The sequence below is a fragment of the Agromyces sp. NBRC 114283 genome, from assembly GCF_030268405.1.
Classification (GTDB): domain Bacteria; phylum Actinomycetota; class Actinomycetes; order Actinomycetales; family Microbacteriaceae; genus Agromyces; species Agromyces mediolanus.
Window position 1 is genome coordinate 945,455 of sequence record NZ_BSQP01000001.1, and the last position, 17,442, is coordinate 962,896.

Here is a 17,442-nt window from a genome sequence, read left to right on the forward strand (position 1 = left end):
CTCAGCCGAGCTGGATGCCGCGCGCCGCCATGAAGGGGATCGCGTCGACGGCGACGCCGCCGAGGCGCACCTCGTAGTGCAGGTGGCAGCCGGTCGACGCGCCCGTCGAACCGACCGCGCCGATCAGCCCGCCGGCCTGGACCGCATCGCCGACGGAGACGAGGATGCCGCCGTCCACGAGGTGGGCGTAGCCGGTGGAGACGCCGTCGCCGTGGTCGATGAGGATCCAGTTGCCGTAGCTGCCGCTGCGGCCGGCCTCGATCACGGTGCCGGCGGTCGCGGCGAACACGGGCGAGCCGCACGACGCCGCGAGGTCGGTGCCGCGGTGGAAGTCGTTCACCCCGGCGACGGGCTTGTTCGGGCGGGGGCCGAAGCCGTCGGTGAGGCGGCCGCTCACCGGCAGCGACCAGCCCTGGTCGCTCAGCTGGCCGGAGTCGGTCGGCAGGTTCTCGATGACGGTGACGCTCGAGGCCGCGAGCTGCGTCTGCGCGGCGGCGAGTGCGGCGCGCGCCTCCGCCACGGCGTCCTCCGCGTCGTCCACCTTCTGCTGGAGCGTTTCGACCGGCACCGCGTCGACCTCCGCCCAGGCGGCCGCGGCGCGAGTCTCGGCGGCGGTGGCGTCGGCATCGAAGCGATCGGCCGTCTCGCGCAGCCCCTCCACGTCGCCGGTCAGCTCGGAGACCCGCTGCATGCTGCCGAGTCCGGCGAGCAGGTCGCCGCCCGGCTTCAGCGCGGCGTCGATCGAGCCGAGGGCGTCACCGTCGCCGCGAACGGCGCCGATGTACAGGCGCGCCGCCTCGTCGGCCTTGGCGCGCGCGGTCTCGGCGAGTTCGTCGAGCTCCATCGCGGTCGACCGGGCGGCCTCGCGCGTGTCCCGTGCGGCGGCCAGTTCGTCCTCCGCGGCGCGGAGCGCGGTCGTGGCCTCGGCGAGGACGCGCTGGGCCTGGAGGATCGCCGCCGAGACGCGGGATCCGGTCTCGAGGATGTCGCCGCTGATCCTGAGCGGCCGCGGTCCGGGGGTCGAGGCCCTCGGCGGTGCCGCCGGCGGCGCGACGACGGGCGGGGTCGTCGTCGGTGGGGTCGTGACCGGCGGGGTCGTCGGCGGGGTTCCCGTGCCGGGATCGGTGCCCGGGTCTGTTCCGGGGTCCGTTCCCGGGTCGGTGCCGGGGTCCGTACCTGGGTCGGTGCCGGGGTCCGTACCCGGGTCTGTTCCAGGGTCGGTGCCCGGGTCTGTTCCTGGGTCGGTGCCCGGATCCGTGCCGGGGTCCGGCGGCTCCGTCGCGCCGGGCTCCGGCGGGGGGTCGCTCGGCGGGGGGTCGCTCGGCGGGGGTTCGCTCGGGGCGGGCTCGCTCAGCGTGCTCGCGTCCGCGGCCGGGGCGGGCGCGGAGACCGCGGCGGGGTCGGTGCCTGGGTCGGCGACCGGGGCGCCATCGTCGGCATAGGCCGAGGTGGTGCCGGTGACGCCGAGCAGTACGGCAGTCACGGCGGTGGCCGCAGCGAGTCCGGCGCGCCGGGGGCTCAGGGCCCGGCGTCCAGGGTGCGGCGCTTCGTCCAGTGTTGGCTTCATCGACATTCCAAGGGTGTCGGTTTCGGGTACCGACGCGCTCAGTCTGGCACCGCATCCCTGCGGGCACAACGTTCATTCAGTGAGCCATTGTCACCTTTTCGGGGCGGTTTTCGCCCCTCCTTCGGCGTGTCGGACCCGCCCCGCCAGCCTCAGCGCAGCGGCGTCTCCGCGGCCGCGGAGGCCCGCGCGAGCACCTCGCCGGAGGCCACGAGCTCGGTCAGGCGCTCGATCTCCGGAGCGAGGAAGCGGTCCTCGCCGGGCACCGACCCCTCGCCCGCGATGAGCTCCACGATCGCGCCCGTGACGGGTCCGGGCTGCAGCGGCGCCCGCAGTTGCAGCCCGCGCCCGGCGGTCATGATCTCGATCGCGAGCACTCGAGTGAGGCCGTCGATCGCGCGCCGCAGCTTGCGCGCCGCGGCCCAGCCCATCGACACGTGGTCCTCCTGCATGGCGGAGGAGGGGATCGAGTCGACCGAGGCCGGCACGGCCAGCCGCTTCAGCTCCGAGACGATGCCCGCCGCCGTGTACTGCGCGATCATGAGGCCCGAATCGACGCCGACCTCGTGCGCGAGGAACGGCGGCAGGCCCTGGTTGCGCGCCCGATCGAGGAAGCGGTCGGTGCGGCGCTCGCTCATCGAGGCCACGTCCGCCGCGGCGATCGCGAGGAAGTCGAGCACGTACGCGACGGGCGCGCCGTGGAAGTTGCCGTTCGACTCGACCCGGCCGTCCGTCGTGAGCACGGGGTTGTCGACGGCGCTCGCGAGCTCGGCGTCGGCGACGGATGCCGCGTGCGCGACGGTGTCGCGGGCGGCGCCGTGCACCTGGGGTGCGCAGCGCAGCGAGTAGGCGTCCTGCACGCGGCCGTCCTCGGGTCCGGCGTGGCTGGCGACGATCGGCGAGCCGGCGAGCGCGGTCCGGAAGTTCGCGGCCGCGAGCGCCTGCCCCCGCTGCGGGCGGAGCGTCTGCAGGTCGGCGGCGAAGACGGCGTCGGTGCCCATGAGTCCCTCGACGCTCATCGAGGCGGCGAGGTCGGCGGTGGTCAGGAGCAGCCGCAGGTCGGTGATGGCGAGGGCGAGCATGCCGAGCATGCCGTCGGTGCCGTTGATGAGCGCGAGGCCCTCCTTCTCGCCGAGCTGGAGGGGGCTGATGCCCTCCGCGGCGAGGGCGGCCCCGGCATCCACCAGCTCGCCGTCCGCCGTGCGCACCTCGCCCTCGCCCATCGCGACGAGCGCGCAGTGCGCGAGCGGCGCGAGGTCGCCGGAGCAGCCGAGCGAACCGTACTCGCGCACGACGGGGGTGATCCCGGCGTTCAGGATCGCGGCGTAGGTCTCGACGGTCGCGCGGCGGACGCCGGTGCGGCCCGTCATCAGTGTGGAGAGGCGCAGCAGCATGAGCGCGCGCACGACCTCGCGCTCGACCTCGGCGCCCGAGCCGGCGGCGTGCGAGCGAACCAGGCTCGCCTGCAGCTGTGCGCGGCGGTCGGCGGCGATGAACGTCGTCGCGAGTGCGCCGAAGCCGGTGGAGATGCCGTAGTGCGGGTTCGGGTCGGCGGCGAGGCCGTCGACGATGGCTCGGCTGCGCTCGACCTCCTCGAGTGCGGCGGGGTCGAGCGCGACGGGGGCGCCGTGGCGGGCGACGGCGACGACCTCCTCGATCGAGAGGCCGGGGATGCCGACGGTGACCGTGCTGGTGGAGGGCGCGCTCGTGCTCATGCTTCGATTCCAGCGGCTCGGGCGCCTCGGCGGGAGCGGCTGGAGGAGGCATCCGTCTGCGATCCCAGACGAAGCGCGCTACGCTCGCCTCCGAACCCCGACTTGCCCGACTTTCATGAAAGTCGGGCAACTCGAAGACGGAGGAGACGGATGGCGAAGGCGAAGGTGCCCGCGGCGGATCAGACGCTCGCGATCCTCAGTCACCTCGCGCACCAGCGCGGCCCGGTGCCGGCCGCGACGATCGCCGCCGCGCTCGAGCTGCCCCGCTCGACGGTCTACCACCTGCTCGCGGTCATGCAGGAGCGCGGCTTCGTCGTGCACCTGCCCGAGGAACGCCGCTACGGGCTCGGCGTCGCCGCCTTCGAACTCTCGAGCGGATTCAGCCGGCAGCAGCCGCTCGCGCGCCTCGGTGGCCCGCTCGTCGCCGGCCTCGTCGACCGACTCGGCGAGAGCGGGCACCTCGCGGTGCTGCACGGGCGCGACGTGCTCTACCTCGTCGAGGAGCGCGCTCCGCGCCGGCCCTCGCTCGTCACCGATGTGGGTGTGCGGCTGCCCGCCTACCTCACCGCCACCGGGCGGGCGATGCTCGCCGCCCTGCCGCCCGCGCAGCTCCGCGCGCTCTACCCGGACCGCGCCGCCTTCGCCTGGCGCGGCGACCCGGACGCCGCGGGGGAGTGGCGCGCCTCGCGGCTGAAGCAGCTGCTGCACGAGGTGCGCGAGACCGGCTGGGCGGCCGAGGCCGGCGAGGTCACCCCGGGTCTCGCCTCGGTCGGCGTCGCGGTGCTCGATCACGTCGGCTGGCCCGCGGCGGCCATCGCGGTGACCTACCCGGATGACTCGCCCCGCACGCTGCCCGCGGCGGAGATCGCGGGCGCGGTGCGCGCGGCCGCCGACGAGCTCGGTCGGCGGATCGGTGCGGCCCGCGGGCGCTGACGCGGCATCCGGACCCGATCTCAGCTCGCGTTCATCCGCGTCGCGTAGCGTGGCCCAACGCCGGGCACGATCACGACGACGGGAGCCGCCATGACCGCCCTGACGACCACCGACCACGGATTCACCGGACTCACCGGGTTCGCCGCCGACGTGCTGAACGCCCTCGGCGACGTCGGCGTCGGCGTGCTCGTCTTCCTCGAGGTGCTGATTCCGCCGATCCCGAGCGAGGTGATCCTGCCGTTCGCGGGCTACCTGAGCCAGGCCGGCGAGCTGAACCTCGGCTGGCTCATCGTCTGGAGCACGGCGGCCTCCCTCGCCGGTGCGCTCGTGCTGTACGGTCTCGGCGCCGCGATCGGCCTCGAGCGGGCCATCCGCTGGATCGCGTGGACGCGGCTCGTGAGCCTCTCCGACCTGGAGCGCGGCGCCGAGTGGTTCCATCGCTTCGGCAAGTGGTCGGTGCTCGTCGGGCGACTGATCCCCGGCGTGCGCAGCCTCATCTCGCTTCCAGCGGGCGCGGACCGCATGCCGCTCGTGGTCTTCTCGCTGTTCACCGTGCTCGGGTCCGGCCTCTGGAACACGCTGCTGATCGGGGTCGGCGCGGCCCTCGGCACGCAGCACCACCTCCTCGAGCAGTGGCTCGAATACCTGGACCTCGTGGTGTACACGGCCATCGCGGCGGCGCTCGTCGTGCTCATCGTGCGCCGCATCCGCGAGGCCCGGCGCGTGAAGCGGATCACCACCGACGCCTGACCCCTGTTCGAGGGGCAAATGTCGCATCCGGTCCTCCAAAGGGTGGACACGAAACGGATGAAGCCATCATGCTTGGACTTCGTGCCCACGGGCACGTTGCGGACCCGAACGCAGTACCCGATCCACCCGAACCTCCCCCGGTCCCGTCGCGCCTGACCCGCGCGGCAGGGCCGTGCGAAGCCGTACCCGCGCGCTTCCGAATCGGGTCCGCCTCACGCCGAGGACCCGATGGAGATCCCGACCCGATGAAGAGAACCGGTGCGCGCTCCGCGCTGCCCACATCCCGTCAACGCCCCATGCGCCGCCTCCTCGCGGCGATCGCCGCTTTCGCACTCGGCGCCGGCCTCGCCGTCGTCGGCGCTGCCGCACCCGCCAGCGCGCACACCGGCGATCTGCTCGCGAAGGCCGTCTGCAACACCGCCACCGGCCAGTACGACGTGACGTACACGCTGAAGCTCACGAACGTCGGCAGCACCCTGACCGGCACCACGAAGTGGCGCGTCGGAACCCCCTCCTTCGAGGGCACGCCCAAGAACGCCAACGGCATGGACCGCGGGCCGATCACCTCGCAGGGCAACACGACCCTGACGCTCGGCACCGAGAGCCTGCCCGGCACCACGAAGGGCGGCGGCCCCTGGGTCTACGCCTACACGAGCTGGACCGACGGCTACGGCCAGGGATCCGACGGCCGCATCGAGGGGCTGAAGGGCGACTGCACGGCCCCCGAGCCCACGCAGATCCCGGTGCCCGTGCAGCCGTCGATCGTTGACGCCTGCGGCACTTCGGGCGACTACGTCGTCGAGCCCCGTGCCACCGAGGGCGTCACCTGGTCGATCTCGCCGGTGGTCGCGGGCAAGGCGAAGGCCACCGCGACCGCGAAGCCCGGCTACGTGTTCAGCGACGGCAAGGTCGTGAAGAGCTGGGACTTCGAGTTCACGAACGTGCCCTGCATCGTCGAGATCCCCGTGCCGCCGAAGCCCGGCGCCACCGAGGCCTGCGGCGTCGACGGTGACGGCGTCCTGCTGCCCGAGGACAGCGACACCGTGAGCTGGAAGCTCGAGGGCGACCCGAAGACCGGCACGGCGACCGCCGTCGCGACGGCGGCGAAGGGGTACGCCTTCCCCGGCGGCGCCACCGAGCACCGCTACGACTACACCTTCACGAACGAGCCCTGCCCCGTGATCGTGCCCGAGCCGGTCAAGCCGGAGATCGTCGATCTCTGCGACGTGGACCGCGACGAGGTGCTGCTGCCCGAGGAGACCGAGCAGCTGGTCTGGCACCTCGAGGGCGAGCCCTCGAGCGGTTCCGTCACCGCCGTCGCCGTGACGAAGGGCACCCACGTCTTCGAGGACGGCACCACCGAGCGCCGCTTCCCGCTCACGTTCACGAATGACCCGTGCCCGATCGAGCTGCCCGTGCCGGTGAAGCCCGCCGCCGTCGACCTCTGCGGCGTCGACGACGACCGGATCGTGGTGCCCGCCGACACCGACACCGTGAGCTGGGCCATCGAGGGCGACGCCACGACCGGCTCGGCCGTCGCCGTGGCGACCGCCGCCGAGGGGCACGTCTTCGAGAGCGGCGAGAGCACCGAGCGATTCGTCTTCGAGTTCGACCAGACGGAGTGCGTGCCGCCGACGCTCGCCGGCTCGACCGCCGCGGCCCTCTGCGTCGCCAACGTGCCGTGGATCGACTTCGACGTCGTGCTCACCGACCCCGACCAGCAGTCGACCGGGCACACCGCGTACCTCGTGCTGAGCGACGGCACGAACACTGAGAAGGTCGAGCTCGGCCCGCTCGGCGAGGACGGCTCGGTCGACGGCCGCGTGCTGTGGCCCGGCGCCGCGATCGACGAGGCCGGCAACCCGACCGCGTGGCCGGGCTGGAAGCAGCTGCCGAACGGCCGCTGGGTCGTCACCGAGGAGAACTTCGGCTGGACGCACTCGCTCACCTCGGCGTACATCGAGGTGAACCCCGAGCTCTCGATCGACCTCGAGTACCCGCCGGCCGTCGTCGGCTGCGGCCCCGCGTCGAAGCCCGCCGGCACGCCGGGCACCCCCGTCGCCGCAGGTGACGGGCAGGGCCTCGCGAGCACCGGCTTCGCCGGCGGCCCGGCGATCGCGATCGCGGGCGGCCTCGTGCTGGCCGGCGCCCTGGCGCTCGCCGTGCAGCTGATGCTGCGTCGCAAGCGCGCGTAGCGGCATCCGCCCGATGAGGGGTCCGGCGCGAGCCGGGCCCCTTTTCGTGCGCGCACCACCGCGTGCTTCGGGATCAGCCCCGGGGCGTCAGCCAGCGGCGCAGCGAACGGGTGACGAAGGGCAGCACCCAGTAGGTCATGATCGGCGTGAGCACGAGCGTCGTCACGAGCACCCGCAGCCAGAGCGGCAGCTCACCCCAGCCGGGCACCGGCGTCATCAGGTACGAGAACACCAGGTTCACGGGGAAGAAGCCGAGCCAGATCGTCACGGCCTGCTTCCAGCGCGGCGGGGCGGGCGGCGCCTCCATCGGTTCCGCATCGACGGCGGGGATGGATCCGGTGGCGGGCTCGTCGAACCATCCCTCGATCCCGGTGCGGCGCTTCGAGCGTTCGCTGCGCACGAAGCCTTCGCCCATCGAGAGCCACCAGGCTCGCTCGGGCGAGCGTTCCCACGCCTCGAGCGTCTCCTCGCTCGTGAAGCGGTAGAGCATGTGCCAGACCTGGGAGTCCCCGCCGGCTCGGACCCAGCCGGAGCCGAGGAAGCCGGGATGCTTGTTCGCGAGGTTCACGCCGGTCTGCACCCAGGCGGTGGCCTCGGAGATGCGGGCGGGGTCGACCTCGCGGCGGATCGACACGGTGATGGGCTCTGACATGGGACCTCGGGGGTGGTGAGTTCTCGTGGCGCGCCGCTGGCGGCGCGGGCGACGACGAACCGCTCGTGACGGTCGCGTGGCCGTCAGCGAGTGTAGCCGGGCCAGGTTTCGGGGTCGTTTCATGTGCGAGCAGGCCCGGCGGGACTACATCCCAGGGACGATGCGGTTCATCCGGGCGGCGGACGACCGGGGCCGCCGTTCGGTGGAGTCTGGATGGGCGGGACCGGGTCCGCACGTGTCGAGCCGGTCCGCGCGATGCGGGCGCCGCCCGCGTCGATCAGCTGAGAGGCCAGGCAGCACATGAGCGCGACGTCATCCATCCCCCGCATCCAGGTGGGCACGAACCGGTCCACCGGATTCCTCCAGGGCGCGCTCCGTGTCTCGGGGGTGGTGGCGCTCGGAAGCGTCGCCGTCCTGCTCACCGGGGCCGTGATCGTCAACATGTCCCTGGTCTGGCTCCTGCCCCTCGCCGCCTGGGGTGCCGACCTCGTCAGGTAGGGGCGGCTCCGATCGACCGCTCACTCCCGCGGCCGCAGCACCAGCAGCTCCCCGATCTCGCAGTCGAGCGCTCGGCAGATCGCCTGCAGCGTCGAGAAGCGGATGGCCCGGGCCCGATCGTTCTTCAGCACGCTGAGGTTCACGACCGTCACGCCGACGATCTCGGCGAGCCTAGTGAGGGTCAGCCCGCGCTCCTCGAGCAGCTCGTCGAGCCGGCAGTGCACGTCCGTGCTGTCCTCGATCTCGGCCGGTGCCATCAGACCAGGCCCTCGGTGTCGCGCTGCAGGCGTTCGCCGATCGAGAAGACGGTGCCGAGGAGGGCCACGGCGAACGCCCACAGCACGAGGGCGAAGGGGTTGACGCTCATGATCACGTTGTCGAAGGTGCGGTCGCTGAGCACGGCGAACCCGCCGTTCGCCGCCATGTTGCCGAAGAAGGGCACGGCGACGAAGCCGCCGAGCCCGACGAACCCCGCGGTGACGACCAGCACGGTGTTGGTGCGGCAGAAGACGACGCCGCGGGCGACGTTCCGAATGAGCCAGACCAGGGCGGCGACGCCGACGATGACCGCGACCATCAGCACGAGCTGCTGGATGACGATGGCCCACTGCGACGCGGCCGGGAGCGCGGGAACCGTGAGCACGGCCTGATCCAGGGCGACGGTCACGGGTGCGCCGTCGGGGCCGATGGGAGCTTCGGCGGGGGTGCCTGCGAAGGTCGCCAGCACGGCGACGTCCCGGTTCGGCAGCACTTCGATGATGCGCCCGACGGCCGACGAGGTGACCCAGGCCGCGATGACCGCCCCGGCCGCCGCGAAGAGCCAGAGACTCACCGCGTCGGCGAGCTTGATGGCGTGGGCCGTGTTGGGGGTGATGTTCGTTCGCATGGCAGCAGCATACCGATATTCGATAATAATGGAAATCGATATGGTGGCGTCAGCGCCGCAGGGCGGAGCCGAGCCCGCCGAACCCCTCGGCCACCACGTCGGCCAGGAGTCGCGCGTAGCGCCCGTCGGGGTCGAGCTCGGGGTCGAACACCGTCACGGAGGCGCCGATCGCGGCGGGGGCGAGCTCGGCGAGCAGCGCGGTCAGCGTCTCGACGTCGAGCCCGCCGGGGTCGGGGCTGTCGACCGCCGGCATGACGCTCGGGTCGAGCAGATCGACGTCGAGCTGCAGCCAATACCCGGCGCCGGCGGTCGCCCGGATGCGCTCGGCGAGCCACGACACCGGCCGGGTGAGGGCCTCGGCGGCGGACACGACGAGCCCGACCGTGCGACGGGCCTCGTCAGCGTGCTCGTCGTCGTCGCGGTGGCCGAGGTGCGCGGTGCGAGCCGCGTCGAAGTAGGGGCCGGCGCCGTCGAGGTCGGCGATCGCGGGCCAGTGCAGTCCGACCGCGGCGGCGAGGTCTTCTCCGGCCACGCTGGCGCACGCCTCGCTGTTTCCGGGATGCCGGAAGTCGGTGTGCCCGTCGAGGTGCACGAGTCCGGTGCCGCCGCGGCGGGCCAGCGCGAGCCCCGCGCCGAGGAGGATGCTGCAGTCGCCGCCGATGACGAGGGGCGCGTCACCCGCGTCGAGCACCTCGTCGAGGCGCTGTGCGAGCCGCCGCGAGTGCTCGACCAGGGCGTGCTCGTTGCGCACGTGGCCGGCCGCTCGGATCGCATCGTCGTCGACGTAGGGCTGCGGGCGGACCTCGCCGGCGTCGCGGCCGCCGGCTGCGACGAGGCGATCGAGCAGTCCCGCCTCGCGCAGCGCGGCGGGCGCCCGCCACGCCCCGGGCACCGCCCCCGGCCGCGGCGGACGGAGGCCGAGGCTGCTCGGGGCTTCCACGAGGGCGATCATGCGCCCAGCGTGCCATCCGCGTCCGACACGGCGGCTACGGGCGGTATTCCTCGCGCCGCGTGGAGTCGGGGACCTCGGATGCGGCCGGCAGCCGCACGCTCACCCGCAGGCCGCCGCGCGGGCCGGGCTCGACGACGAGCACGCCGTCGTGCGCGCTCACGATGCTCTGCACGATCGCGAGCCCGAGTCCCACCCCGGCGTGATCGCCGCGGATCCGCTCCGCGCCGCGCTGGAAAGGCTCGGTCAGCGTCGCGACGACGTGGGGCGCGAGCGCGGGCCCGGTGTTCTCGACGACGAGCACGGCGCGGCCCGGCGCCGCGACCGTCGCGACCGTCACCTCGCCGCCCTCGGGCAGGTTGTGCACGATCGCGTTGTGCACGAGGTTCGTGGTGAGCTGCAGCAGCAGGGCGGGCGAGCCGAGGGCGGCGACGACGTCGCCCGATGCCTCGACGGCGACCCCGCGCCGCTCCGCGAGCGGCAGCAACGTCTCGACCGACTCCTCGGCGAGCAGCGAGAGGTCGACCGGCTCGCGGTGGAACGCCCGCCGATCTGCCCGGCTGAGCAGCAGCAGCGCCTCGGTGAGCTCGATCGCCCGGCCGTTCACGAGCCGGAGCCGTTCGACGAGCGCCTGGTCGGAGCCGGGATCGTCGCGGGCGACCTCGAGCATCGTCTGCGTGATGGCGAGCGGCGTGCGCAGCTCGTGCGAGGCGTTCGCGGCGAAGCGCTGCTGCTCGGCGATGTGCGCCTCGAGTCGGGCCAGCATCGCGTCGAAGCTGTCGGCGAGCTCGCGGAACTCGTCGCTCCGGCCCTCCAGCTCGATCCGGTGCGAGAGCGAGCCCTCCGCGGTCTTGCGGGTCGCGTTCGTGATGCGGGTGAGCGGCGCGAGCATCCGACCGGCGAGGAACCAGCCGCCCAGCAGGCCGAAGCCCAGCAGGAACAGCAGCGCCCAGGCCGCCGCCGGGGTGAAAGCCCGCACGAGGTCGTCGCGACCGGGCGTGAAGCCGTCCATCGTCACCGCGGCCTGCGCGGGAACGTAGCGCAGCAGGAACAGCCAGACGACGGCGAGCAGCAGCAGCATCGCGAGCAGGAGGAAGCCGGCGTAGCTGAGGGTCAGCTTCCAGCGGACGGAGAGGCCCGGCCGCCTAGCCACCCGCGCCCCCGGCATCCGCTCGCCCGCGCTCCGCGCCGCCCTCGCCGGTGTCGATCCGGTAGCCGACGCCAGGCACCGTCGCGATCACCCAGGGCGTGCCGAGACGCTTGCGCAGCGCGGACACCGTGATGCGCACCGCGTTCGTGAACGGATCGGCGTTCTCGTCCCACGCGCGTTCGAGCAGTTCCTCGGCGCTGATCACGCCGCCCTCGGCGGCGACGAGCACCTCGAGCACGGCGAACTGCTTGCGGGTGAGCGCCACGTAGCGGCCGTCCCGGTAGACCTCGCGGCGGAACGGGTCGAGCCGGAGCCCGGCGAGCTCCCGCACGGGCGGGCGCACCTGGCTGCGCCGCCGGTCGAGGGCCCGCAGCCGCAGCACCAGCTCGCGCAGCTCGAACGGCTTCGTCAGGTAGTCGTCGGCGCCCAGCTCGAACCCCGAGGCCTTGTCGTCGATGCGGTCGGCGGCGGTGAGCATGAGGATCGGCATCCCGACGCCCGAGGCGACGATGCTCGCCGCGACCTCGTCGCCGCTCGGGCCTGGGATGTCGCGGTCGAGCACGGCGATGTCGTAGCTGTTGATCGACAGCAGCTCGAGGGCGGTGTCGCCGTCGCCGGCCACGTCGGCGGCGATCGCCTCCCGGCGGAGCCCCGTGCGGATGGCCTCGGCCATCAGGGGTTCGTCCTCGACGATCAGCACGCGCATGACACCGATGGTACGAGGCGGGTCGTATCGCCGGCGTATGCGGAAGGGCATACGCCGGGGCAACACGCCCGCGCGTGGAATGGGAGCATGACCACCACGACGACGCCCACGGCCCGGCGGGGAGGGGCCGCCCCGGTGCTCGGCGTGCTCTTCGGGGTGTACCTCGTGCTCCTCGTCTGGCTCGTGCTGTGGAAGCTGCAGCTGCCCTGGGAGGCGTTCCCGGTGCAGCGGAGCCTGAAGCTCGTGCCCTTCGTCGCCGCCGAGGGCTACGGCGCGAGCGCGGTGCGCGAGGTCGCGGGCAACGTTGCCGTCTTCGTGCCGTTCGGGTTCGGGTTCGCGCTGCTGCGGCCGGGGTGGGCCTGGTGGCGCATCGCGTCGCTGGCGGCGGCGGTGAGCGCGAGCCTGGAGCTCGCGCAGTTCGCGCTCGCGGTCGGCAGCACGGATGCCACGGACGTGATCACGAACACCGCGGGTGCCGCCGCGGGGGTCCTGCTGGCTCGGTCGTTCGGCCGCAACCCCCTTGCTGACGCCTCCCGGAAGACGTAGACAGAAGGTGACCGGGGAGGAGGACCCATTCATGACGATCCGGTTGAACGAGACGGCCCTGCGCCACGCCCGCTCGCTCGTGCGCGACGGTCAGGTGGTGCGCGACGAACGCGACGCCTGGAGCGAGGATGCGCCGACCGCCGACGAGGAGAACGCCTTCGTCGAGCGCGAGGGATGGACGGAGTACCGGCACTGGCACCTCGGCGTGGACGACGACGAGAACGACGAGACGAAGGGGGCGTACTCCTTCCCCTACGGCGACTTCCGCCGGGTGCACCGCTGCGCGGTCATCTCGCTCGAGAGCCGCGCGGGGCAGTACGACCACGACGACATCCGCGACGCCGCCCGGGCGCTGCTCGAGCTGATCGACGCGGAGGGCTGAGGATGGCGACGGTCACCGAGCGCCGCGACCGGCGGCGTGCGAAGGCGGCGCTCGCGCACGCGAAGTCCGCCGAGAAGGAGGCGAAGCGCCTGGCCGACGGACTGCCGCCGGGGCGGGCGAAGCAGCGTCTGGAGGCGATCGTGGCGCAATCGCGGGCGACGCGACGCGCGGCCAAGGCGGACCGCAAGCGCGCCCCGCGCCGGGCGGCGCGGACCGCGGCGCGGGCCACGGCCGGACTGGATGCCTGGTCGCGCCGGGTCGTGCCCTCGACGGTGCGCCGGGGCGCCGCGGCCGAGCCGGGGGCTGCGATCACGGATGCGGCCGCCGCGGCGAAGCGCCGGGCCGCCCTGCTGAAGCAGCGGCGCAAGCAGGCCGACCGGGTGCGCAAGTGGGCGAAGAGCGCCGCCGCGCACACGGTGGTGCAGGCCGTGACGACGCCGGAGGAGCCTGCGCCGCGGAAGCGTCGGAGGTAGTCGGCCGCGGATCGGCGGCGGAAGCCGTTCAGCCGATCGCGCCGTTCAGCCGATCGCGCCGGGCGAGCCGATCGCGCCGGGCGAACCGGGAGAGCCGGGCGAACCGGGCGAACCCCAGAGCCGGGCGAGCAGCGCGGGCATGCGCTCGGCGGCGACGCGAGCCCGGCCGGGGTCGGCGAGCGCGTAGCGGTCGAGGGCGTCGAGCAGTCCCTGCGTCGCGGCGAGCAGCAGTTGCGGTTCGTCCGGGACGGTCACGAGTTCGAGCCGTCGGGCGTCGGCGACGACCTCGGCCGTCCAGGGGTTGGGCTCCGACCCTCCGCTCGCGGAGGCGAGCAGGGCGCGGTCGTCGGGATGCGCGGCCAGATGGCCGAGGAGGCGTTCGTTCGCCGCAGCGAGTTCGCGCCAGAACGCCCGGGCCTCGGGCTGCGGGAGCCACGGCCCCAGCGCTGCGGCGATGCGAGCCGAGGCATCCGCGACGACCGCGTCGTAGAGGTCCGCCTTGCCGTCGAAGTAGTGGTAGGCGGACGCCTTCGAGATACCGGCATCGGCGATGATGCGGTTGTACGAGGCGCCGTCGTGCCCGTCGCGCGCGAAGTGGGCGCGGGCCACGCCGAGGATGCGGGCCTGATCGGCCGGGGCGAGACGCTGGAATCTCGGCAGCGGCATCAGCGCAGCCGCCGGGAGATCGAGAGCGTGAGCACCCACTGAGCCAACCACAGCAGGATGGCGAGCGCACCCCCGGCCTGTCCTGCCTCGCCGGGCAGCAGTGAGACGATCTGGAGCGCGCACCAGCCGTAGCCGAGCAGGCGCCACCAGCCCAGCGCCCTCGTGCCGGTGCGCGGGGCGACGGCGTCGGCCACTCGGCGGATGATGAAGAAGTCCTCGACGAAGTTCGCCGGGATGGCGAACATCCACCAGACGGATGCCCCGGAGCCCGCGCCGGCCCGGCGGACGAGCCGCTGCAGCGTGAGGCAGTAGAGCGCGACGAGCGCGAGGAAGCCCCCGATGACCGCCGCGTTCCCTGGGAAGGGGACGAGGGCGATCTCGCCGATCAGGCCGGGCCCCCAGCCGGGCACCCAGAGCGGCGCGCTCAGCAGCACGACGACGAGGGCGGTGCCGAGGACGCGGATGGTGAGGTGCGGGAGCGCCGTGCGGGTCATGGGCCCAAGTGTACTGACAGTGTGTACCGGTAGTACACTATTGGTGCAGATCTGCGGGAGTAGCCTCGGACGCGCGGGCGGGGGCCCGCGGGGAGGAGTGCCGCTGATGGCGAAGGACGAGGCATCCGGGCTGAGCGCGGAGGAGCGCGCGGCGGTCAAGCAGCGCGCGAAGGAGCTGCGCGAGCAGGAGAAGGCGGGCAAGAGCCGGGCCGCGGGCGAGGCGGCGGTGCGCGAGGCGATCGCCGCGCTCGAGCCCGAGGACCGGGAGCTGGCCGAGGGGCTCGACCGCGTCGTGCACGAGGTCGCGCCGGAGCTCGTGCCGAAGACGTACTACGGCATGCCGGGCTACGCGAACGGCGAGGGCAAGATCGTCGTCTTCCTGCAGCCGGCGAAGAAGTTCAAGACGCGATACGCGACGATCGGCTTCGAGGATCGGGCGAAGCTCGACGACGGCGACATCTGGCCCGTCGGCTTCGCGGTCCGCGCGTGGACGGACGCCGTCGAACGCGAGGTCACCGAGCTCGTCCGCCGCGCCCTCGGCTGACCACGCGGCCGGGCGGGATCCACGGATCCCGCCGGGCCACGTCGGCGGGCGCTCGGGCGTCTAGCCCGCGGCCGTGAGCGCGGCGTGCTCGCGCCGGCTCGCCTGCAGGTACGCCGTGCTCAGCACGCCGCACGCGGCGCAGATCGGCGGCTGTCCCTCGGCGCTCGGGTCCCGGTCCATCTCGACGGCGACGTAGCTGTGGTCGCAGACGTGGCAGCGCACGCGGGCCTCCCATGGGTCGTCGACCTCGCTCCGCGGGTCGTGCGCCCGGCGGAGCAGCCCGCCGCGGCCGGTGCGGTCCACGACGGCGGCGAGCACCACCGCGAGCACGAGCGTGATGGGCGTCGACCAGGCGGCGCCGAAGGCCCCGCCGAACTGGTACAGCAGGATGCCGAGCAGCGAGGTCGCGACCCAGACGGCGCCGTTCCAGGTGAAGCGGCGGACGCGCCCGGCGCGGAACTCCTCGATGTCGCGCGTGTTCCAGGTGCGCACGAGGTGCACGAGCGCCACGCCGACCCACGAGGCGATGAAGGCGCCCTGCCAGGCGAGGGCGACGAGCAGGTAGCTGACGACGTCGGTGAGCATGAACACATAGGTGATCGCGCCGCAGAACAGCACCGCGACGACGCGCGGCACGCGCACCCGGAACAGCCGGAAGACGAGCGCCTCCGTGTTCGTCGAGGCGACGTAGAAGTTCGCCGTGTTGATGCGCGCCTGGGTCACCCAGACGAGGAAGAGCCCCCAGCCGCCGAGCAGGCTCACCATGGTGTTGCCGACGAGCTCGGAGGAGACGGCGCCGTCGAGGCCGGCGCTGTAGGCGATGAAGATGCCGATGAGGCCGTTCGCCAGGTACACGAAGGCGTAGAAGACCGGGCCGAACACGGCGATGCCGTTCGAGCGCGCCTGCTCGGGCTTGCCGAAGCGGGCGAAGTCGACGGTGAACATCATGAGCACGAGCACGCCGAGGTAGACGAAGAAGGCGTACAGCCAGCCCGGGGCGGCGAAGTCGGCGCCCCCCTGCGGCGGGTGCGCGAGCCAGCCCGAGGAGTCGTTGCGCATGGCGAGCATGACGACGACGACCATGAGGCCGATCCAGTAGACGGGCAGCAGGATGGCGTTGTACTTGTCCATCCAGCGGCGGATGCCGCCCATGACGAGCGGCAGGTTGATCGCGACCGCGATGGCGCTCCAGAGCGCGAGCGACAGCTGCGGGAACGCGACGTGGAAGGCGTTCGCGATCATCGAGGACTCGAACACCGCGTAGTAGATCGCGGTGGCCGCCAGCACGAGGGCGCCGAGCAGCGAGCCGGAGGTGCCGAAGATGCGCTGCGACATGAGGGCGACCGTGAGGCCCGTGCGCGCGGCGTAGCGGCTGAACGCGTAGCCGAGCGCCCCGAACGCGGCGCAGGCGAGCACGATGCCGATGAGCGCGTCGGTCGTGCCGACGGTCGCGGCGAGCGTGGCGGCGGTCACGAGGTAGAACATGCCGCTTACGAGGGCGTAGAAGGACATCGCGAGGGATGGCCGGGGCATCCGCCAGGAGAGCGGCACGACGTGGGTCGTGTAGTCCTCGGTGGCAGCCTCCTTGACGACCTTGGGGTCGTCGTGGTGCTGCACGTCGAGCGGGGCGAGAGCAGGGAGTTGAGTCGTCATCGAGCTCCTCCGGACGTCGGGGTCTGATGGTCAGACCAGTTGGGGGATCGGAACTAGTATGGTCTGATGGTCGGACCAGTGCAATACTGATCCGCGCAGCGCCGGGAATCCGGCGAAACCGGACAAGGAGGTCACATGACGGACACGCAGGACCAGGCCGCCGCCGCAGCCGAGACCCCGGAGCAGCGCGTCGCGCGGCTCGGGCTCGAGATCCCCGACTTCGCCAAGGAGGGGTACTACGGCGCCGACGTCTACGGCTCGATGAAGCCGCACCACATCTCGGGGAACATCCTCTTCCTGAGCGGCCACACCCCCGACCAGCCCGACGGCACGGTGCGCTACCCGGGCCGCCTCGGCGACACGCTCACCGTCGAGGAGGGCTACGAGGCCGCACGGCTCACCGCGCTCAACTGCCTCGGCGGCATCCGCCTCGCCCTCGGCTCCCTCGACCGCGTCGAGGCCGTCGTCCGCTCGCTCTGCTTCGTCGTGTCGACGCCCGAGTTCACCGAGGTGCACCGCGTCTCCTCGGGCTACAGCGACCTCTTCGCCGAGGTCTTCGGCCCCGTCGCCGGCCTCGGCGGCCGCGCGACGATCGGCGTCACGAGCCTCGCCGGCGGATCCTCCTTCGAGAACTGGGTCACCGTGGAGATAAAGTCGTAGCACTCGGGAGGGGCGCGCGACGGGAG

At 73.0% G+C, this 17,442-nt stretch carries 20 protein-coding genes; 9 read left to right on the forward strand and 11 right to left on the reverse strand.

Features of this window, described 5'->3' with window-relative positions:
• Position 1: 1 nt before the first annotated feature.
• Positions 2-1,483 (reverse strand): peptidoglycan DD-metalloendopeptidase family protein, encoded by a 1,482-nt coding sequence (locus tag QSJ60_RS04510; protein WP_285462775.1) that lies wholly within the window; start codon positions 1,481-1,483, stop codon positions 2-4.
• A gap of 233 nt (positions 1,484-1,716) precedes the next feature.
• Complete coding sequence (hutH, locus tag QSJ60_RS04515; RefSeq protein WP_230763683.1) at positions 1,717-3,279, reverse strand: histidine ammonia-lyase; 1,563 nt, start codon at positions 3,277-3,279, stop codon at positions 1,717-1,719.
• A gap of 150 nt (positions 3,280-3,429) precedes the next feature.
• On the opposite strand from hutH, the gene QSJ60_RS04520 reads away from it, so the two are divergent.
• The 3 genes from QSJ60_RS04520 (at position 3,430) to QSJ60_RS04530 (ending at position 7,157) form a co-directional block, all read left to right on the forward strand.
• Complete coding sequence (locus QSJ60_RS04520) at positions 3,430-4,212, forward strand: IclR family transcriptional regulator (protein WP_230763685.1); 783 nt, start codon at positions 3,430-3,432, stop codon at positions 4,210-4,212.
• 90 nt (positions 4,213-4,302) lie between these two features.
• Entirely contained in the window at positions 4,303-4,962 is a 660-nt protein-coding gene (locus QSJ60_RS04525) for a DedA family protein (RefSeq protein WP_230763687.1), read from the forward strand.
• Positions 4,963-5,258: 296 nt separating this feature from the next.
• Positions 5,259-7,157, forward strand: a complete 1,899-nt coding sequence (locus QSJ60_RS04530) for a hypothetical protein (protein ID WP_285462776.1) — start codon at positions 5,259-5,261, stop codon at positions 7,155-7,157.
• Between the two features lie 73 nt (positions 7,158-7,230).
• Here the strand turns inward: QSJ60_RS04530 and QSJ60_RS04535 are convergent, their stop codons facing one another.
• Positions 7,231-7,809 carry an antibiotic biosynthesis monooxygenase gene (locus QSJ60_RS04535; RefSeq protein WP_189083354.1) on the reverse strand — a complete coding sequence of 193 codons (579 nt, stop codon included), beginning with the start codon at positions 7,807-7,809 and terminating at the stop codon, positions 7,231-7,233.
• A gap of 300 nt (positions 7,810-8,109) precedes the next feature.
• On the opposite strand from QSJ60_RS04535, the gene QSJ60_RS04540 reads away from it, so the two are divergent.
• Positions 8,110-8,307 (forward strand): hypothetical protein, encoded by a 198-nt coding sequence (locus QSJ60_RS04540; RefSeq protein ID WP_285462777.1) that lies wholly within the window; start codon positions 8,110-8,112, stop codon positions 8,305-8,307.
• Positions 8,308-8,327: 20 nt separating this feature from the next.
• Here QSJ60_RS04540 and QSJ60_RS04545 read toward each other — a convergent pair whose 3' ends face one another.
• From QSJ60_RS04545 to QSJ60_RS04565, 5 genes are read right to left on the reverse strand one after another with little or no spacing between them, the layout of a single operon-like run.
• A complete protein-coding gene (locus QSJ60_RS04545; RefSeq protein WP_230763693.1) occupies positions 8,328-8,564 on the reverse strand; it encodes a helix-turn-helix domain-containing protein in 237 nt (78 codons plus the stop codon).
• Positions 8,564-9,193 (reverse strand): hypothetical protein, encoded by a 630-nt coding sequence (locus tag QSJ60_RS04550; RefSeq protein WP_230763695.1) that lies wholly within the window; start codon positions 9,191-9,193, stop codon positions 8,564-8,566. Before QSJ60_RS04550 ends, QSJ60_RS04545 begins: the two co-directional genes overlap by 1 nt.
• A gap of 49 nt (positions 9,194-9,242) precedes the next feature.
• Positions 9,243-10,145 (reverse strand): arginase family protein, encoded by a 903-nt coding sequence (locus QSJ60_RS04555; RefSeq protein WP_285462778.1) that lies wholly within the window; start codon positions 10,143-10,145, stop codon positions 9,243-9,245.
• 34 nt (positions 10,146-10,179) lie between these two features.
• Complete coding sequence (locus QSJ60_RS04560) at positions 10,180-11,295, reverse strand: sensor histidine kinase (protein WP_352230681.1); 1,116 nt, start codon at positions 11,293-11,295, stop codon at positions 10,180-10,182.
• The gene (locus QSJ60_RS04565) at positions 11,288-11,998 is read right to left on the reverse strand and encodes a response regulator transcription factor (protein WP_230763701.1); all 711 of its coding nucleotides are present in this window, start codon (positions 11,996-11,998) and stop codon (positions 11,288-11,290) included. The genes QSJ60_RS04560 and QSJ60_RS04565 overlap by 8 nt, the downstream gene beginning before the upstream one ends.
• Before the next feature lie 87 nt (positions 11,999-12,085).
• On the opposite strand from QSJ60_RS04565, the gene QSJ60_RS04570 reads away from it, so the two are divergent.
• From QSJ60_RS04570 to QSJ60_RS04580, 3 genes are read left to right on the forward strand one after another with little or no spacing between them, the layout of a single operon-like run.
• Positions 12,086-12,544 carry a VanZ family protein gene (locus tag QSJ60_RS04570; RefSeq protein WP_230763703.1) on the forward strand — a complete coding sequence of 153 codons (459 nt, stop codon included), beginning with the start codon at positions 12,086-12,088 and terminating at the stop codon, positions 12,542-12,544.
• A 31-nt stretch (positions 12,545-12,575) separates the two neighbouring features.
• Positions 12,576-12,926 (forward strand): hypothetical protein, encoded by a 351-nt coding sequence (locus QSJ60_RS04575; protein ID WP_285462780.1) that lies wholly within the window; start codon positions 12,576-12,578, stop codon positions 12,924-12,926.
• Between the two features lie 2 nt (positions 12,927-12,928).
• On the forward strand, positions 12,929-13,399 hold the full coding sequence (locus QSJ60_RS04580; protein ID WP_230763705.1) for a hypothetical protein: 471 nt from the start codon (positions 12,929-12,931) through the stop codon (positions 13,397-13,399).
• Positions 13,400-13,444: 45 nt separating this feature from the next.
• On the opposite strand, the gene QSJ60_RS04585 is transcribed toward QSJ60_RS04580, so the two are convergent.
• Both QSJ60_RS04585 and QSJ60_RS04590 read right to left on the reverse strand, forming a co-directional pair.
• On the reverse strand, positions 13,445-14,065 hold the full coding sequence (locus QSJ60_RS04585; protein WP_230763707.1) for a TetR/AcrR family transcriptional regulator: 621 nt from the start codon (positions 14,063-14,065) through the stop codon (positions 13,445-13,447).
• Complete coding sequence (locus tag QSJ60_RS04590; RefSeq protein WP_230763709.1) at positions 14,065-14,559, reverse strand: hypothetical protein; 495 nt, start codon at positions 14,557-14,559, stop codon at positions 14,065-14,067. Before QSJ60_RS04590 ends, QSJ60_RS04585 begins: the two co-directional genes overlap by 1 nt.
• A 106-nt stretch (positions 14,560-14,665) precedes the next feature.
• Between QSJ60_RS04590 and QSJ60_RS04595 the strand changes: the two genes are divergently transcribed.
• Positions 14,666-15,103, forward strand: coding sequence for an iron chaperone (locus QSJ60_RS04595; protein WP_285462781.1), 438 nt, complete (start codon positions 14,666-14,668; stop codon positions 15,101-15,103).
• 60 nt (positions 15,104-15,163) lie between these two features.
• Here QSJ60_RS04595 and QSJ60_RS04600 read toward each other — a convergent pair whose 3' ends face one another.
• Complete coding sequence (locus QSJ60_RS04600) at positions 15,164-16,756, reverse strand: purine-cytosine permease family protein (protein ID WP_285462782.1); 1,593 nt, start codon at positions 16,754-16,756, stop codon at positions 15,164-15,166.
• Positions 16,757-16,891: 135 nt separating this feature from the next.
• On the opposite strand from QSJ60_RS04600, the gene QSJ60_RS04605 reads away from it, so the two are divergent.
• Positions 16,892-17,416 carry a RidA family protein gene (locus QSJ60_RS04605; protein WP_189083370.1) on the forward strand — a complete coding sequence of 175 codons (525 nt, stop codon included), beginning with the start codon at positions 16,892-16,894 and terminating at the stop codon, positions 17,414-17,416.
• The last annotated feature ends 26 nt before the right edge of the window (positions 17,417-17,442 follow it).

Excerpts from the sequence above, each read along its gene's own strand:
- hutH (WP_230763683.1), bottom strand. The coding sequence starts at position 3,279 with ATGAGCACGAGCGCGCCCTCCACCAGCACGGTCACCGTCGGCATCCCC.
- QSJ60_RS04520 (WP_230763685.1), top strand. The coding sequence starts at position 3,430 with ATGGCGAAGGCGAAGGTGCCCGCGGCGGATCAGACGCTCGCGATCCTC.
- QSJ60_RS04525 (WP_230763687.1), top strand. The coding sequence starts at position 4,303 with ATGACCGCCCTGACGACCACCGACCACGGATTCACCGGACTCACCGGG.
- QSJ60_RS04530 (WP_285462776.1), top strand. The coding sequence starts at position 5,259 with ATGCGCCGCCTCCTCGCGGCGATCGCCGCTTTCGCACTCGGCGCCGGC.
- QSJ60_RS04535 (WP_189083354.1), bottom strand. The coding sequence starts at position 7,809 with ATGTCAGAGCCCATCACCGTGTCGATCCGCCGCGAGGTCGACCCCGCC.
- QSJ60_RS04540 (WP_285462777.1), top strand. The coding sequence starts at position 8,110 with ATGAGCGCGACGTCATCCATCCCCCGCATCCAGGTGGGCACGAACCGG.
- QSJ60_RS04545 (WP_230763693.1), bottom strand. The coding sequence starts at position 8,564 with ATGGCACCGGCCGAGATCGAGGACAGCACGGACGTGCACTGCCGGCTC.
- QSJ60_RS04550 (WP_230763695.1), bottom strand. The coding sequence starts at position 9,193 with ATGCGAACGAACATCACCCCCAACACGGCCCACGCCATCAAGCTCGCC.
- QSJ60_RS04555 (WP_285462778.1), bottom strand. The coding sequence starts at position 10,145 with ATGATCGCCCTCGTGGAAGCCCCGAGCAGCCTCGGCCTCCGTCCGCCG.
- QSJ60_RS04565 (WP_230763701.1), bottom strand. The coding sequence starts at position 11,998 with ATGCGCGTGCTGATCGTCGAGGACGAACCCCTGATGGCCGAGGCCATC.
- QSJ60_RS04570 (WP_230763703.1), top strand. The coding sequence starts at position 12,086 with ATGACCACCACGACGACGCCCACGGCCCGGCGGGGAGGGGCCGCCCCG.
- QSJ60_RS04575 (WP_285462780.1), top strand. The coding sequence starts at position 12,576 with ATGACGATCCGGTTGAACGAGACGGCCCTGCGCCACGCCCGCTCGCTC.
- QSJ60_RS04580 (WP_230763705.1), top strand. The coding sequence starts at position 12,929 with ATGGCGACGGTCACCGAGCGCCGCGACCGGCGGCGTGCGAAGGCGGCG.
- QSJ60_RS04585 (WP_230763707.1), bottom strand. The coding sequence starts at position 14,065 with ATGCCGCTGCCGAGATTCCAGCGTCTCGCCCCGGCCGATCAGGCCCGC.
- QSJ60_RS04590 (WP_230763709.1), bottom strand. The coding sequence starts at position 14,559 with ATGACCCGCACGGCGCTCCCGCACCTCACCATCCGCGTCCTCGGCACC.
- QSJ60_RS04595 (WP_285462781.1), top strand. The coding sequence starts at position 14,666 with ATGGCGAAGGACGAGGCATCCGGGCTGAGCGCGGAGGAGCGCGCGGCG.
- QSJ60_RS04600 (WP_285462782.1), bottom strand. The coding sequence starts at position 16,756 with ATGACGACTCAACTCCCTGCTCTCGCCCCGCTCGACGTGCAGCACCAC.
- QSJ60_RS04605 (WP_189083370.1), top strand. The coding sequence starts at position 16,892 with ATGACGGACACGCAGGACCAGGCCGCCGCCGCAGCCGAGACCCCGGAG.